Below are 15,363 nucleotides of genomic sequence, written 5' to 3' on the forward strand. Positions count from 1 at the left end.
TTTTCCGTCCGACCGATCTGCACGAACGAAACTCAGCGAAGAGGTTCCCGCTTCATGGCCGCCACCCCGCACCCGCGCCGCGTCGACGCATTCGGCGAACTCGCCGGCGAGCTCGGCTTCTGCTTCGGCGGGGACTACAACCCCGAGCAATGGCCGCGCGAGATCTGGCACGAGGATGCCGAGCTGATGGTCCGCGCGGGCGTCAACCTCGTGACGGTCGGCGTCTTCAGCTGGGCCCGGCTGGAGCCTTCGCCCGGTGAGCGCGACTTCGCCTGGCTCGACGAGGTGCTCGATCTGCTGCACGCGCACGGCATCGCCGTGGACCTCGCGACGCCGACGGCCTCGCCGCCGCCGTGGCTCGGCATCCTTCATCCCGAGACCTTGCCCGTGAACCCCGACGGGGTGCGGCTCGTCGCCGGGTCGCGCAACCAGTTCACGCCGGCGTCGCGCGTCTACCGGGAGCACGCGCTGTCCATCGCGACGGCGATGGCCGAGCGGTATGTCGATCACCCGGCCGTGCGCATGTGGCACGTGGGCAACGAGTTCGGCCAGATCGACTTCGGCGACGAGGCCGCGCGTGAGTTCCGGCTGTGGCTCCGCGAGCGCTACGGCACGATCGACGCGCTCAACGACGCGTGGGGGACGCTCGTGTGGTCCCAGCGCTACCGCGACTTCGACGAGATCCTGCCGCCGCGACGTATGCCGTACCTGGTCAACCCGGCGCAGTCGCTCGATTTCCGGCGCTACACGTCATGGGCGTTGCAGCGGGTGTTCGCCGAGCAGCGCGACGCGATCCGCGCGGCCGGCGCGACGCAGCCGGTCACCACGAACTTCATGGGCTTCGAGCCGCTCACGGACCTGTGGGAGTGGGCCTCGGAGGTCGACGTCATCGCCGACGACCAGTACCCCGACCACGGCGCGGCGACCGCGTCGTCCGACATCGCCCTCGTGCAGGACCTCATGCGCTCGCTCGGCGAGGGCCGACCGTGGGTGCTGATGGAGCAGTCGGTGAGCGCCACCTCGTGGCGCCCGCACAACCTGCCCAAGACGGCGGATCGGGCCCGCCTCGACTCGCTCCAGGCCGTCGCGCGGGGCGCCGATGCGATCTGCTTCTTCCAGTGGCGCCAGGCCCGCACGGGCGCCGAGCGCTTCCACTCCGCCCTGCTGCCGCACGCCGGCGCCGACACCGAGGTGTTCGCGAGCGCGTGCGCCCTCGGCGCCGACCTGCAGAAGCTCCGGCGCGTGGTCGGCGGCCGGGTCGCGGCATCCGTCGCCCTGCTCTTCGACTGGCCGTCGTGGTGGGCCGCCGAAGAGCCGGGTCGGCCGACCGAGCGCCTCCGCACCCTCGAGCAGGTGCAGCGGTGGCACCGCGCGCTGTGGCGCCGGGGCATCGCCGTCGACCTCGTGAAGCCCGGCGCCGACCTCTCCGCCTACGCCACGGTGCTGGTGCCGCACTCGTACATCGTCGAGACGGATGCCGCAGCCGCCCTCCGCGCGGCGGTCCAGCGCGGTGCGAGCCTCGTCGTGGGGCCGTTCTCGGGGGTCGCCGACGCCAACGCCGGCATCCTCACCGGCCGCTCGCCGGTGCTGCTGCGCGACCTGGTGGGCGTGAGCGGCGAGGAGTGGGTGGGCCTGCCGGACGCACCGACGCCCCTCACCGCGGAATCCGCCTGGGCGACCGCTCCCGCCGCGGCCGCGGCATCCGTACTCGGGGAACGCCTGCGCGCCGACGGCGCCGAGGTGCTCGCGCGCTTCGGCGGCGGACACCTGTCGGGCGCCCCCGCGATCACGCGGCACCGGGTGGGGGACGGCGCCGCCTGGTACGTCGGCGCGGTCCTGTCGGATGACGCTCTCGAGGCGGTCCTCGACGACGCGCTGAGCGCGGCCGGCGTGGCCGGCGTGCTCGGCGAGGGCGTCCTGCCCGACGGCGTCCTCCCCGACGACGTCGAGGCCGTGCGCCGCGGCGACGCCCTCTTCCTGCTCAACCACGGTGGGGCGACACGGCGCGTGGCCGTGCCTGGGCCCCACCGGGATCTCCTGTCGGACGCGGATGTCGACGGCCAGGTCACCCTGGCCCCCGGCGCCGCCATGGTGCTCATCGAAAGGCACGCAGAGTGAAGTTCACCGATGGCTACTGGCTCACGAGGCCCGGACTCACCCCGCTGTACGCGGTCGAGGTCGACGACATCCGCCACGACGAGGCGGCCGGGACCATGACGGTCTACGCGCCGACCGCCGTCATCCGCGACCGGGGCGACACCCTCAACCGTGCGATGCTCACGGTGACCCTGTCGGCCCCGGCGCCCGGCGTCGTCAAGGTGCGGCTCGAGCGGCACGCGGGCGCGGTGCACCGCGGACCCGACTTCGAGGTGTTCGGCGAGGACGGCTTCCGCCCCGAGATCGCGATCGACGACGAGGCCGGCATCCTCGATGCCGGCCCGCTGACGGCGCGCGTCTCGCGCGCCGCCGGGCAGTGGCGCATCGACTTCGAGAGCGAGGGCCGCGTGCTCACGAGCTCGCTGCCGCGCTCCATCGGCCACTTCACCGGCACCAGCGGCAAGAACGGCACCGCAGGCACCCCGGGCACGGCAGGCACTGCGGGCACGGCCGCCGGAGGGAGCCAGCCGACCTGGGTGCACCAGCAGCTGACCATCGAGCCGGGGGAGCGCGTCTACGGCCTCGGCGAGCGGTTCGGGGCGTTCGTGAAGAACGGCCAGGCGGTCGACACGTGGAACGCCGACGGCGGCACCTCGAGCGAGCAGGCCTACAAGAACGTGCCGTTCTACCTCACGAGCCGCGGCTACGGCGTCTTCGTGGACAACCCCGCGAACGTCTCGTTCGAGGTGGGCAGCGAGGTCAACTCGCGCGTGCAGTTCTCGGTCGACGGCGAATCGCTCGAGTACTACGTGATCGCCGGGCCGGAGCCCAAGGACGTGCTGCGCCGCTACACCGCCCTCACCGGGCGACCGGCGCGCGTGCCGGCGTGGTCGTTCGGGCTGTGGCTGACGACATCCTTCACCGCCAGCTACGACGAAGACACCGTGAGCGCCTTCGTCGACGGCATGGCCGAGCGCGACATCCCGCTGTCGGTGTTCCACTACGACTGCTTCTGGATGCGGGAGTACCAGTGGACCGATTTCGAGTGGGACGCCCGCGCCTTCCATGATCCGGTCGGCCAGATCGCCCGCATGCACGAGCGGGATGTGCATGTCTCGGTCTGGATCAATCCGTACATCGCGCAGCGGTCGGCGCTGTTCCGCGAGGCGGCGGAGAACGGCTACCTGCTCCGGCGCATCGACGGCAGCGTGTGGCAGTGGGACATGTGGCAGGCCGGCATGGGCCTGGTCGATTTCACGAATCCGGATGCCGCGGACTGGTATGTCGCGAAGCTGCAGGGTCTGCTCGATCAGGGTGTCGACGCCTTCAAGACCGACTTCGGCGAGCGGATCCCGGTCGAAGGCGTCGTGTGGCACGACGGCTCCGACCCGCACCGCATGCACAACTACTACGCGAAGCTCTACAACGAGGTCGTGTTCCGTGCGCTCGAACGGCACCATGGAGCCGGTGACGCGGTCGTCTTCGCGCGTTCCGCCACGGCGGGATCCCAGCAGTTCCCCGTGCACTGGGGCGGCGACAACGACTCGACGTTCCTGTCGATGGCCGAGTCCCTGCGCGGCGGCCTGTCGCTGGCCATGTCGGGCTTCGGCTACTGGAGCCACGACATCGGCGGGTTCGAGGGCACGCCCGACCCGGGCCTCTTCAAGCGCTGGCTCGCCTTCGGCCTGCTGTCGTCGCACTCGCGCCTGCACGGCTCGTCGTCGGTGCGCGTGCCGTGGGCCTTCGACGAGGAGGCCGTCGACATCGCGCGCAGGTTCACGAAGCTCAAGATGCGCCTGATGCCGTACCTGGCCGGCGCCGCGGAGCAGGCGCACCACGAGGGCACGCCGATGATGCGGCCGATGGTGCTCGAGTTCCCGGGCGACCGCTCCGGGTTCGACGCCGACACGCAGTACATGCTGGGCGACGCCCTCCTGGTCGCGCCGGTGTTCACCGCCGACGGCACCGTGGAGTACTACGTCCCCGAGGGGCAGTGGACCTCGCTCGTCGACGGCTCCGTGGTGGACGGCCGGCGCTGGGTGGCCGAGACCCACGGCTACGACTCGGTGCCGCTGCGGGTGCGGCCCGGCACGGTGCTGCCCTTCGGTGCCGACGACAGTCGTCCCGACTACGACTGGGCCGACGGCGTCACGCTCCGCTGCTTCGAGCTGCCCGACGGCTACGACGCGGTGACGAGGGTGCCCGGCCACGATGCCAAGGGGTCGATCGACGGGGTCGGCGCCACGACCTTCCGCGTACGCCGCGAAGGCAGCGCGATCATCGCGTCGTCGGACGACGCGCATGCCGCCTGGTCGCTGCAGGTGGGGGAGCGGGTCGCTCAGGCGGAGGCATCCGGAGAAGTTCGCATCGAGATCGAGGAGGATGAGCGATGAAGGAGACGCTGACGGATGCTGTAACCCCTCCGCACAGCGCGGGCGCGCTGAACGGAGCCTCCGGTGGCGGGGGCCCGGCCGGGGCGCAGCCGACGGAGAATCACGGCGTCGACGAGCCGGTGTTCCGGCAGGTCGACCAGCCGCTCGCCGTGCGGGCCGGCGACCTGCTCGAGCGGCTGACGCCGGACGAGCGCATCGCGATGCTGCACCAGGCGGCCCCCGCGATCGAGCGGCTTGGCGTCTCGGCCTGGCACACCGGCTGCGAGGCGCTCCACGGCGTCGCGTGGCTCGGTCGCGCGACGGTGTTCCCGCAGCCGGTCGGCCTGGCCGCGACGTGGGACACCGAGCTCGTGCGCCAGGTCGGCGAGGTCGCCGCGGTGGAGGTGCGCGCCAAGCGCGCCGAGAACCCGATGGTGAGCCTCAACGTCTGGGCGCCGGTCGTCAACACGCTGCGTCATCCCGCCTGGGGGCGCAACGAGGAGGGCTACTCCGAAGACCCGCACGTCACCGCGGTGTTCGGCACGGCCTACTCGCAGGGTCTTCGCGGGGACCACCCGCGGGTGTGGCGCACGGTGCCGGCCCTCAAGCACTTCCTCGCCTACAACAACGAGACGGACCGCTCGACGACGTCGTCCGAGATGTCGCTCCGCACCCTCCACGAAGAGGAGCTCCCCGCCTTCCGCGGAGCCCTCGAGGCCGGCGCCGCCGGCGGCATCATGCTCGCCTACAACCAGGTGAACGGCATCCCGGCGCACACCCAGCCCGAGCTCGTCGCGGAGGCGCGGTCGTGGTCGGACGAGTCGATCGCGGTGGTGTCGGATGCCGGTGCCCCGACGTTCCTCGTGAACACCCAGCGCGCCCAGCCGGATCATGTCCACGCGGCGGCGGCCCTGGTGCGCTCGGGCCTCGACTCCTTCACCGACAACGAGGCGAACGCGGAGCCCACCATCGGCTACCTGCGCGAGGCGCTCGAGGCCGGGCTCCTCACGACCGATGACATCGACCGGGCGGTGGTGCGGCTGCTCGAGTTGCGGATCCGCACGGGCGAGTTCGACGGCGCCGACGACCCCTATGCGGGCATCGGCGTCGAGGCGATCGACGCGCCGCAGGCGCGCGCGCTCGCCCGCGAGACGGTGGCGCGCTCCGTCGTCGTGCTGCGGAACGACGACGGGGTGCTGCCACTCTCGGACGTGAGCCGGGTGGCGGTGGTCGGGCCGTTGGCCGACCTGGTGCTCACCGACTGGTACGCGGGCACCCCGCCGTACGCGGTGGGGATCGGTGCAGCGTCCGCCGAGCGCTTCGGTGAGGCCGAGGTGGTCACGGGCGCCGACACGGTGGCACTGCGCGCAGCGTCGAACGGCCGGTACGTCGTCGCCGCGGCAGACGGGTCGGTCGTCGAGGCGTCGGCCGACAGCGTCGGCGAAGAGGCGCTGTTCGATGTGACGGACTGGGGTGACGGCATCCTGACCCTCCGCTCCCACGCGAGCGGGTTGCTGCTCACCGGGGGAGCGTGGCCGATGCGCGCCGACGCCGCCCGGGTCGGCGGCTGGGTCGTGCAGGAGAGCTTCCGCCGGCATCTGCACGCCGACGGCTCGTGGTCGCTGCTGCACCTCGGCTCCGGTCGCTGGGTGCGGACGTTCCGCGACTCGGGGCTGCTCGCCGCGGAGGCGGTGACCCTCGATCACGCCGAGCGGTTCGGCGTACGCGTCGTGCGCTCGGGTGCGTCGGCGGTCGCCGAGGCGGCCGCACGCGCCGACGCCGTCATCGTCGCTGTCGGCAACGACCCGCATCTGGCGGGCCGCGAGACCGAGGACCGGCCGCACCTGCGGCTGCCCGCCGCGGCCGCCGAGGTGTGGCGGGTCGCACGCGAGGCGAACCCGCGTGCGGTGCTCACGATCGTCTCGAGCTACCCGTATGTGCTGGACGACACGGATGCCGCCACCGTCGTGTGGTCGAGCCACGGCGGCCAGGAGCTCGGCCACGGCGTGATCGATGTGCTGTCGGGCGACCGCGAGCCCTACGGACGCCTGTCGCAGAGCTGGCCCGCCACCGAGGAGCAGGCCGGCGACCTGTTCGACTACGACACGCTGCGCCAGGGCGCGACCTACCGCCACCAGGCCGACCGGCCGACGTTCGCCTTCGGCCACGGCCTCACGTATTCCGCGGTCGCATACGAGTCGGTGGCGGTGGATGCCGCGGCGTCCGCGCCTGCGCCGACGCACCGTCACGCCGGCTTCGCGCCGCGTGCGGACGAGGCCGTCGTGCGGGCGGTGGTGCGGGTGCGCAACAGCGGCGACCGCGACGCCGAGGAGCTCGTGCAGCTGTACGCGCTGCCGTCGTCCGGTCTCGCTCTCCCGACGCCGCGCCGAGTCCTCGTCGCCTACCGTCGGGTGCGGCTCGCCCCCGGCGAGGTCGCCGACGTCGAGCTGTCGTTCTCGCCCGACCGCCTCGCGGTGTGGGATGACGACGTGCGCCTTGCGGGTGCGGTGGACGACTGGCTCCATGCCGGCGCCCTCCGAGTCCAGCCCGGTTCGTACGTCCTCGCGGCCGGCCCCTCGGCGTGGGACCTCCCGGTCCGCGCTGATCTCGAAGTCACGGCCACTTCCTGACGCACCCTTCGTCTCGTCGCCGGCGCACCTCGCTCAGGGACCGGAGCTTCCTGCCGGTCGCTGAGCGAGCGCCGGCGAGACGAAGCGCCGCACCTCTCGCCGACAGGTCAACCGGATCTGCGGCGAAGCCGCCCAGCCCGGTCGTTGAGCGAGCGAGGAACGAGCGAGACGAAACGCCCGCACCCGGAGCAGACGTGTGATGGCGTCAGGGGGCGAGCTCGGTCGCCAGGGCACGGGTCTCGGCGGGCGTCCAGGCGCGGTCGCCGAAAGCGTGCCGGTGGGCGAGCGAGAGCTCGGCGCCGGGCGCGAGCACGATGTGCTCGTCGAACGACGGAGAGGGCGCGATGATCGGGAACGGCTCGCTGCGCACGAACCAGCGGATCGGCGGCGCGCCGGTCGACGTGCCCGCGAACGCCAGCACGGTGCCGCCGCCGTCGAACTCGTCGTGCTCACCCGAGAGGGCGACCCACGGGGACTCGAGACCCATGACGGCGTCGGCGCCGGCGTCGTCGGGCAGGCCACCGGCAAGGACGCGGCCGCCCGTCCACGCGCGCGGCATCCGGATGACGAAGCCGGTGTAGCCGGCGTTCGGGCGGCCCTGCGTGGTGGGGCTGCCGAACTCGAGGTCGTGGCCGGCGACGTTGCGCAGCGTCGTGGCGAAGTCCAGCAGCCAGAGCCCCCGCTCGACGTCCACGCCGTGGAACCGGTGCGTGCGCGTCTCGGCCACCCATTCCTCGCCCGCCTGGGCGATCCAGGTGAGCTCTTCGGTGAACGACACGGCGGTGCCGGCATCCACGATCCCCGTGAAGCCGTCGTGACGCATGCGCCCGACGTTGTCGAGGAGGGCGTAGTCGCCGGTCTCGGGTCGGAAGGTGTTCCCGCCCCAGAAGTTCTGCCCCGACACGTGGGTCCAGGTCATCTGCAGGCCTTTGTGCCAGCGGTGGTCCCAAGGGCGGTAGGCCGTGATCGGCGCACCGTCGAGCGTCCGGAGCGGGTGCAGGAACGGCTTCGGGCCTTCTGACAGCGCCCCGCCGGGATCGAAGACATACCGCGCGATGTCGATCCCGCCCGTCGACACGGTCAGGTCGGTGTCATTGCGGCGCAGCGTGAGGTGGGGCACTCGTCCATTGTGCAGGAGAGCGCAGGAAAACGCTTCCCCGACGACGTTCGTCGTCAGAAGATGTGGCCAAGCTCGCGTATATAGCGCGTTTTGCGTCCGGGCGGTAGGGGGCGCATCGGGAATCGGGCTCGCGCTAACGTCGTCGTCATCTCAACCGAGACACCGCACCCCCCGCGGTGTCCACGAGACAAAGGAGAGATCACATGCTCTGGACAATCATCGGCCTCATCATCATCGGCCTCATCGCCGGCCTCATCGCTCGCGCCGTCATTCCCGGCAAGCAGAGCATGGGCATCCTGCTGACGATCGTCCTCGGAATCGTCGGCTCGTTCGTCGGCGGTTTCCTAGGCTTCCTGATCTTCGGCAGCGACCCCAACGGCGGCTTCCTGCAGCCGGCCGGCATCATCGGGTCCATCCTCGGAGCGATCATCGTGCTCGGCCTGTACGTGCTGTTCACGCGTCGCCGCGGAGTCACCCGGTCCTGATCGGCCCGCGGGCCGCAAGAAACGTCGCCCGAATCCACGCGTCCCTCGCGTGGGTTCGGGCGATTCTTCTGCCTGTGGTCAGCCGCGTTTCGTCTCGCTCGTTCCTCGCTCGCTCAACGACCGGGACCTTGACCTCCGGTCGTTGAGCGAGGGAGCGCCGTGAACGAGGCGAAACGCATCGGCTGTGCGAGGTCGGGCGCGTTTCGTCTCGCTCGTTCCTCGCTCGCTCAACGACCGGGACCTTGACCTCCGGTCGTTGAGCGAGGGAGCGCCGGCGACCGGGACCTCCGGTCGTTGAGCGAGGGAGCGCCGGCGACCGAGACGAAATGCCCCGAACCGACGGGCGGCACTGGGGCCTGATGTCGCGCGCTCGACGCCCGCGTCAGGCGCCGGCCAGCGCCTGAGACACCACCTCGCGGGCCTCGGCCTGCACCTGTGCCAGGTGCTCCGGTCCGCGGAGCGATTCGGCGTACAGCTTGTAGACGTCCTCGGTGCCCGACGGGCGCGCGGCGAACCAGGCATGCTCGGTCTGCACCTTGAGTCCGCCGATCGCCGCGCCGTTGCCGGGGGCGTGCGACAGCTTCGCGGTGATCGGCTCGCCGGCGAGCTCGGTCGCCGTGACCGCCTCCGGTGCCAGCTTTCCGAGTGCGGCCTTCTGGGCGGGGGATGCCGGGGCATCCACGCGCTGGTACGCCGAGGCGCCGAACTCGGCCTCGAGCTCCGCATAGCGCTGGGAGGGCGTCTTGCCCGTCACCGCGAGGATCTCGGCGGCGAGCAGGCACAGCAGGATGCCGTCCTTGTCGGTGGTCCAGACGCTGCCGTCGCGGCGCAGGAACGACGCGCCGGCCGACTCCTCGCCGCCGAAGGCGACGGATCCGTCGAGGAGTCCGGGAACGAACCACTTGAAGCCGACCGGCACCTCCAGCAGCGGCCGCCCGAGCGACGCGGCCACGCGGTCGATGATCATCGAGCTGACGAGAGTCTTGCCGACCGCGGCATCCGTCGGCCATTCCGGTCGATGCGAGTACAGGTAGTCGATGGCGACGGCCAGGTAGTGGTTGGGGTTCATCAGCCCCGCATCCGGCGTGACGATGCCGTGCCGGTCGGCGTCGGCGTCGTTGCCGGTCAGGATGTCGTACTCGTCGCGACGGCCGATGAGACCGGCCATCGCCGACGGCGACGACGGGTCCATGCGGATCTTCTCGTCCCAGTCGAGCGTCATGAACCGCCACGTCGGGTCGACGTCCGGGTTGACGACCGTGAGGTCGAGCTCGTGCACCTCGGCGATGAGCGCCCAGTATTCGACCGATGCGCCGCCGAGGGGGTCGGCGCCGATGCGCACCCCCGCGCGGCGGATCGCGTCGACGTCGATGATGTTCGCGAGGTCGCGCACGTACGCATCGCGGAAGTCGTACTCGCCGAGCGTGTCGGCGTCGATGTCGCGGAACGGCGTCCGTGCCACGCCTTCCAGGTTCGCCGCGATGAGCTCGTTGGCCCGATCGGCGATCCAGCCGGTCGCGTCGGTGTCGGCGGGGCCGCCGTTCGGCGGGTTGTACTTGAAGCCGCCGTCACGGGGCGGGTTGTGGCTCGGGGTCACCACGATGCCGTCGGAGCGGCTCGGGTCGGCGGCATCCTTCCCGCGGTTGTAGGTGAGTATGGCGTGGCTGAGCGCCGGCGTCGGCACCCACGAGTCCCGGGCGTCGACCCGTACGTCGATGCCGTTGGCGACGAGCACCTCGATGGCGCTGCGCTCGGCGGGAAGCGACAGCCCGTGCGTGTCGCGGCCGAGGAAGAGCGGCCCCTCGATGCGCTGCGACCGGCGGTAGTCGACGATCGCCTGGGTCGTGGCGAGGATGTGGGTCTCGTTGAAGCTGGCCGACAGCGACGAGCCGCGATGCCCGCTCGTGCCGAACGCGACGCGCTGTTCGGGCACGGCCGGATCCGGCGTGATGTCGTAGTAGGCGGAGATCACCTCATCGATATCGATGAGGTCGGATGGTTCGGCGGGCTGTCCTGCGCGACTCATGCGTCCAGTCTGCCCTCCCGCCGGGCGTCGCGCACAGCCGATGACGCTCGTGCGGCGTACCGTTCTCAGGAGCGGGTCCTCCCCTCGCACGAATCCGCCGCGGAATCACGCGCTCCGGACGGCGCGCTCACCCCCGTGATCCTGCGCACGGTACGCGGGGTCGACGGCGCCGGGGGCTGCGGGCCGGCCGGCAGGCGCCGGGCTAGGCTGGCACGCGTGACATCCGAGGTCGACGCCGTCGAGGCACCCGCTCCCGTCCGCCGCACCTACAGCTACCTGGGTCCGGCCGGCACGTTCACCGAGGCGGCGCTCGCGCAGGTACCCGAGGCGCGCGGTCACGAGTGGCGGTCGGTCCGCAACGTCGGCGAGGCGCTCGCGGACGTCGTCGAAGGCCGATCGGATGCCGCGATGATCGCCATCGAGAACTCCGTCGACGGCGGGGTGTCCACGGCGCAGGACGCCCTCGCGACGGTGCCGGGGCTCCGCATCGTGGGGGAGTACCTCGTCCCTGTGGAGTTCGTGCTGGTCGGGCGGCCCGGTGCCCGGCTCGAGGACGTGTCGCTGATCGCCGCCCACCCGGTGGCCTACGCGCAGTGCCTGCAGTGGCTCTCGGCCTCCCTGCCGGCCCACGCGCACGTGCCCGCGGCGAGCAATGTCGCGAGTGCGATGGGCCTCCTCGACGGTTCGAGCGATGCGGATGCCGCGATCGCCCCCCCGGGCATCCTCGAGCACCACGAGCTCGAGCTGCTCGCCTCGAACATCGGCGACAACCCTCACGCCGTGACGCGGTTCGTGCTGGTGAGCCGCACCGTGCCGCCGCCCCCGCCGACGGGCGCCGACAAGACCTCCCTCATCGTGGAGCTGCCCGACGACCATCCCGGCGCCCTGCTCGAGATGCTCGAGCAGTTCGCGACGCGCGGCATCAACCTGTCGCTGCTCGCGTCCCGCCCCATCGGCGACGAGCTCGGCCGCTACCGCTTCGTGGTCGATGCCGACGGGCACCTCGAGGACGAGCGCATGGCCGACGCCCTGATGGGTCTGCGGCGCTTCAGCCCCCGGGTCACCTTCCTCGGGTCGTACCCGCGGGCCGACCGGGCCGTCGTCCGCTACCCGGACCGCTACGCCGACGACGTCTTCGTCGAGGCGCGCGACTGGCTGCGGGGACTCATCTCCGGCGAGCCCGAGGTGCAGGACTGATCGCGTCGGGCGCAGTCATGCTCTCGCGCCGGGCTCGCGACCCCCACGGGTGAGCACGGGCCGGCACCCAGCTGCGGCCTCCGGCGCGGCTGTCGCCGCTGGCTATGCTGTAGCCGTGTCCGACTCGTCCACTGAATCCGAGTCGGCCGAGCGGGCGCCGGGCGCGCGCCTCCTGCGCACCAAGACGATGGTCCGGATGCCGCAGCCCGATGCCGTGAGCCGCCGGGCGCTGATCGAACGGGCGCGCACGCCGCACGCCCGGATCGTCGCGGTGACCGCACCCGCCGGCTACGGCAAGTCCACGATGCTGGCGGAGTGGGCGGCCCTCGAGGACCGGGCGGTGGCGTGGGCCACTGTCGACGCCTTGGACGACGACCCGGTGGCGTTGATGGAACTGCTGGCGGCGGCGTGTCACGACATCTCACCGCACGCGGGTGCCGTGGCGCAGCAGATGGGCGGCAGCGGCGCCGGTGTGCTGGGCCGGTCGGCGCCACTCCTGGCGGCAGTCCTGCGCCAAGCGCCTGCGCCTTTCGTGCTGTTCGTCGACGACGTGCACACGGCGGCATCGCCCGCATGCCGCGACGTGCTCGAGGTGATGCTCGCCGGAATGCCGGCGGGCTCGCAGATCGTGCTGGCGAGCAGGCACGAGCACGACTTCCTCGCCCGCTTCCGCGCGGCGGGGACGGTCTTCGAGGTCATTCCCGACGATCTGCGCGTGGATGCCGACGGCGCCCGAACGATGTTCGCGCGTGTGGATGCCGTCATCTCGGACGACGAACTGACCGCGGCGGTCGAACGATGCGAGGGGTGGCCGGCCGGCCTGCGCCTGTGCGCGCTGGCAGTCGATGCCGGCGCCGACATCGCCGAGCTGACGCGGGACGGCGCGTTCGCGGCGGACTACCTGTACGACGAGGCGCTGGCAGGCTTGTCCGCCGACGTCCGGGGCTTCCTCCGGCGCACGGCCGTGCTCGATCAGCTCTCCGGGCCGTTGTGCGACGCGGTTCTGCAGCGGGACGGCTCGCTCGCGGTGCTCCACGAGCTTGAGGCTCGCAACATCTTCGTCGTGGCCCTCGACCGGCGCCGCCGCTGGTTCCGCTACCACGACCTGTTCCGGGCCTTCCTGCTCGCCGACCTTCATCGCACCGAGCCGACGACCGTGGCGCCGCTGCACCGCCGCGCGGCGGAATGGCTCGAGGGGAACGGATCGCCCGAACTGGCGGTGGAGCATCGTCTCGCCGCCGGCGATCTGCCGCAGGCGGGAGAGCTCGTCGTCGGGTTGGCGATGCCGGTCTACCAGAGCGGGCGCGTGGTGGTCGTGGATCGGTGGCTGTCCGAGCTCGAGGCCGGCGGCGAGCCGATGTCGTCTCGCGTGCTGGCCATCGCGGGGTGGATCGCGATGCTCCGCGGCAACTCGGCGGCGGCCGAGAAGTGGACTGCTGCGCTGGGAGGGGAGGCGTCGTCCAGCCAGTCGCCCGGCGACGCGTCCGCTGCACGGTCGGCGCGCGCCATGATCGGCGTGGCGATGTGTGCCCGAGACTCCGCGCAGCTGCTGGAAGACGCCCTGCTGGCCGTCGAACTCGAGACCGAGCACAGTCGATGGCGCGGTCCGGCCCTGTACCTGCTCGGCACAGCGCACGTGCTCAACGGGGATGCCGCCGCTTCACGCGACGTCTTCGTGGCGGCGTCTGCGCACGCCCACGCGGCGCACAACACCGTCGCGGCGATCCTGAGCGACGCCGAGCTCGCCGTGCTGGCCTTGGAGAACGGCTCCCTCGAGGCCGCCGCCGCTCACGCCGGTGACGCCATGGCCGTCGTCGACGAGTCGCACCTGGACGGCTACCCGACGATCACGCTCGCGCTGGCGGTGAGTGCTCGGGTCGCGCTGCGACGGGGCGACACGGAGTCGATGAGCCGGCTCCTCGCTCGCGCGATGAGAGCGCGCATCGACTGCACCCACGCGATGCCCTTCGTGGCGGTCCGCTCGCGTCTGCAGCTGGCGATGGCGTTCGCCGCCACCGGCGATCGCGCGTCGTTGGCGCAGCTGCTGAGCGAGATCGACGACATCCTGGGGCGGCGGCCGCACCTTGCCCGACTCGCCGAGCAGACCGCGGAGTTCCGCCGCATCGTCGGCGATGAGTGGGCCATGGGCCTGCGTCCGCTGAGTCCCGCCGAGATGCGGCTGCTTCCCTACCTCCAGACCCACTTGACGGTCGCCGAGATCGGGAGTCGCCTGTTCATCTCGCGCAACACGGCGAGCACCGAGATCGGTTCGATCTACCGCAAGCTCGGCGTCGGAAGCCGCTCGGCGGCCGTCGGCCGCGCCATCGAACTGGGGCTGCTCGGCGAGTAAGCCGCCGACTCCGCGTCCGATGGCGCGCCGCCTGGCCTCAGGCGAGGCCGAGCTCGGCGGCGAGCAGCTCGAGGGTCTGCAGACGGCCGGGTGCGGCATCCATCGGCTCGTTCTCGTACGACCCGGCGATCGGCGAGATCATGACCTCGTCGACGCCGTGCCGAGTGGCGAAGGCACGGAGATCGCATGCCACGGCCGACGCCGTGCCGACGAACCACTTGGCGCGCGCCGAGGCCATGAACGTGTCGCCGGGGCCGGCGAAGTCCGCCGCTCCGGCGAGGGACTCCTCGACCGTCTCGAGGGCGACGAGCGGCTTGTTGGTGCGCAGCCGCGCGGTCATGCGCAGGTTGGGCAGCGCACGTGCCTCCGCTTCCTCGGCCGTCGGGGCGACGAGCACGTTGGCGGTCAGGAAGGTGCGCGGGGCGGCGAGCGTCTCGGACGGGACGAACGCCGTGCGGTACAGGTCGAGTGCGCGCTCGAGCCCTTCGCCCGAGAAGTGGTTCGCGAACACGTAGGGCAGGCCGAGGGATGCCGCGAGCTGCGCCGAGTAGTCGCTCGAGCCGAGCAGCCACACCTCGGGCGTGGTGGTGGCGGCCGGCGTCGCGTGCACGTCGTACGTGCCGCCCGACGTGAAGCGCAGCGAGGCTCCGTCGGGGGCGACCAGCGACATGATGTCGCGCACGTGGTCGGGGAAGCGCTCGACGTCGCTCGTGGTGCCGCTCTGGCGGAGCAGTTGCGTGATGACCGGGTCGGATCCCGGCGCCCGGCCGAGGCCCAGGTCGATCCGGCCGGGGGCGAGCGCCTCGAGGGCCGCGAACTGCTCGGCGACCACGAGCGGCGAGTGGTTGGGCAGCATGACCCCGCCCGAGCCGAGGCGGATGCGCGACGTCCGCGCGGCGGCGGCGTCGTGGAGGCGACCGCGGGCATGTTGTGGTGCTCGGCGAACCAGTACCGCCGGAAGCCGAGCCGGTCGGCCGCATCGACGACGGAGAGGGATGCCGCGACCGCCTGCGCGCTCGTCTGACCGGTGCGCACCGGAACGAGGTCCAGGACGGAAAGGGCGAGGGCGGACTGGGAGGGGTGGGG

Annotated in this window: 8 protein-coding genes and 1 pseudogene; 6 read left to right on the forward strand and 3 right to left on the reverse strand. The window is 71.9% G+C overall.

The features are described 5' to 3' along the window. Positions 1-54 precede the first annotated feature (54 nt). Genes ACI3KY_RS12375 through ACI3KY_RS12385 form a run of 3 tightly spaced genes read left to right on the forward strand, consistent with a single transcriptional unit; the run spans position 55 to position 7,099 of the window. Positions 55-2,118: a beta-galactosidase gene (locus ACI3KY_RS12375; protein WP_404930470.1), complete on the forward strand. Its 2,064-nt coding sequence runs from the start codon at positions 55-57 to the stop codon at positions 2,116-2,118. Then, a complete protein-coding gene (yicI, locus tag ACI3KY_RS12380; protein ID WP_404930471.1) occupies positions 2,115-4,490 on the forward strand; it encodes an alpha-xylosidase in 2,376 nt (791 codons plus the stop codon). The genes ACI3KY_RS12375 and yicI overlap by 4 nt, the downstream gene beginning before the upstream one ends. Further along, positions 4,487-7,099, forward strand: a complete 2,613-nt coding sequence (locus ACI3KY_RS12385) for a glycoside hydrolase family 3 C-terminal domain-containing protein (RefSeq protein ID WP_404930472.1) — start codon at positions 4,487-4,489, stop codon at positions 7,097-7,099. Before yicI ends, ACI3KY_RS12385 begins: the two co-directional genes overlap by 4 nt. Positions 7,100-7,304: 205 nt before the next feature. Here the strand turns inward: ACI3KY_RS12385 and ACI3KY_RS12390 are convergent, their stop codons facing one another. Continuing rightward, a complete protein-coding gene (locus ACI3KY_RS12390) occupies positions 7,305-8,219 on the reverse strand; it encodes a PmoA family protein (RefSeq protein WP_404930473.1) in 915 nt (304 codons plus the stop codon). Between the two features lie 203 nt (positions 8,220-8,422). On the opposite strand from ACI3KY_RS12390, the gene ACI3KY_RS12395 reads away from it, so the two are divergent. Next, positions 8,423-8,704 (forward strand): GlsB/YeaQ/YmgE family stress response membrane protein, encoded by a 282-nt coding sequence (locus ACI3KY_RS12395; RefSeq protein WP_404930474.1) that lies wholly within the window; start codon positions 8,423-8,425, stop codon positions 8,702-8,704. Between the two features lie 382 nt (positions 8,705-9,086). On the opposite strand, the gene pgm is transcribed toward ACI3KY_RS12395, so the two are convergent. Beyond that, on the reverse strand, positions 9,087-10,730 hold the full coding sequence (pgm, locus tag ACI3KY_RS12400) for a phosphoglucomutase (alpha-D-glucose-1,6-bisphosphate-dependent) (protein ID WP_404930475.1): 1,644 nt from the start codon (positions 10,728-10,730) through the stop codon (positions 9,087-9,089). A gap of 216 nt (positions 10,731-10,946) precedes the next feature. Here pgm and pheA point away from each other — a divergent pair, with 216 nt between their 5' ends. Together pheA and ACI3KY_RS12410 are read left to right on the forward strand one after the other, a co-directional pair. Next, a complete protein-coding gene (gene pheA, locus ACI3KY_RS12405) occupies positions 10,947-11,927 on the forward strand; it encodes a prephenate dehydratase (RefSeq protein WP_404930476.1) in 981 nt (326 codons plus the stop codon). Positions 11,928-12,042: 115 nt separating this feature from the next. After that, positions 12,043-14,277, forward strand: a complete 2,235-nt coding sequence (locus tag ACI3KY_RS12410; protein WP_404930477.1) for an AAA family ATPase — start codon at positions 12,043-12,045, stop codon at positions 14,275-14,277. A gap of 37 nt (positions 14,278-14,314) precedes the next feature. Here the strand turns inward: ACI3KY_RS12410 and ACI3KY_RS12415 are convergent. After that, a pseudogene (locus ACI3KY_RS12415) lies at positions 14,315-15,363 on the reverse strand (LLM class flavin-dependent oxidoreductase); the annotation flags it as partial.

Origin of the sequence: Microbacterium sp. ZW T2_14, assembly GCF_044987405.1 — a bacterium.
Lineage (GTDB): Bacteria > Actinomycetota > Actinomycetes > Actinomycetales > Microbacteriaceae > Microbacterium.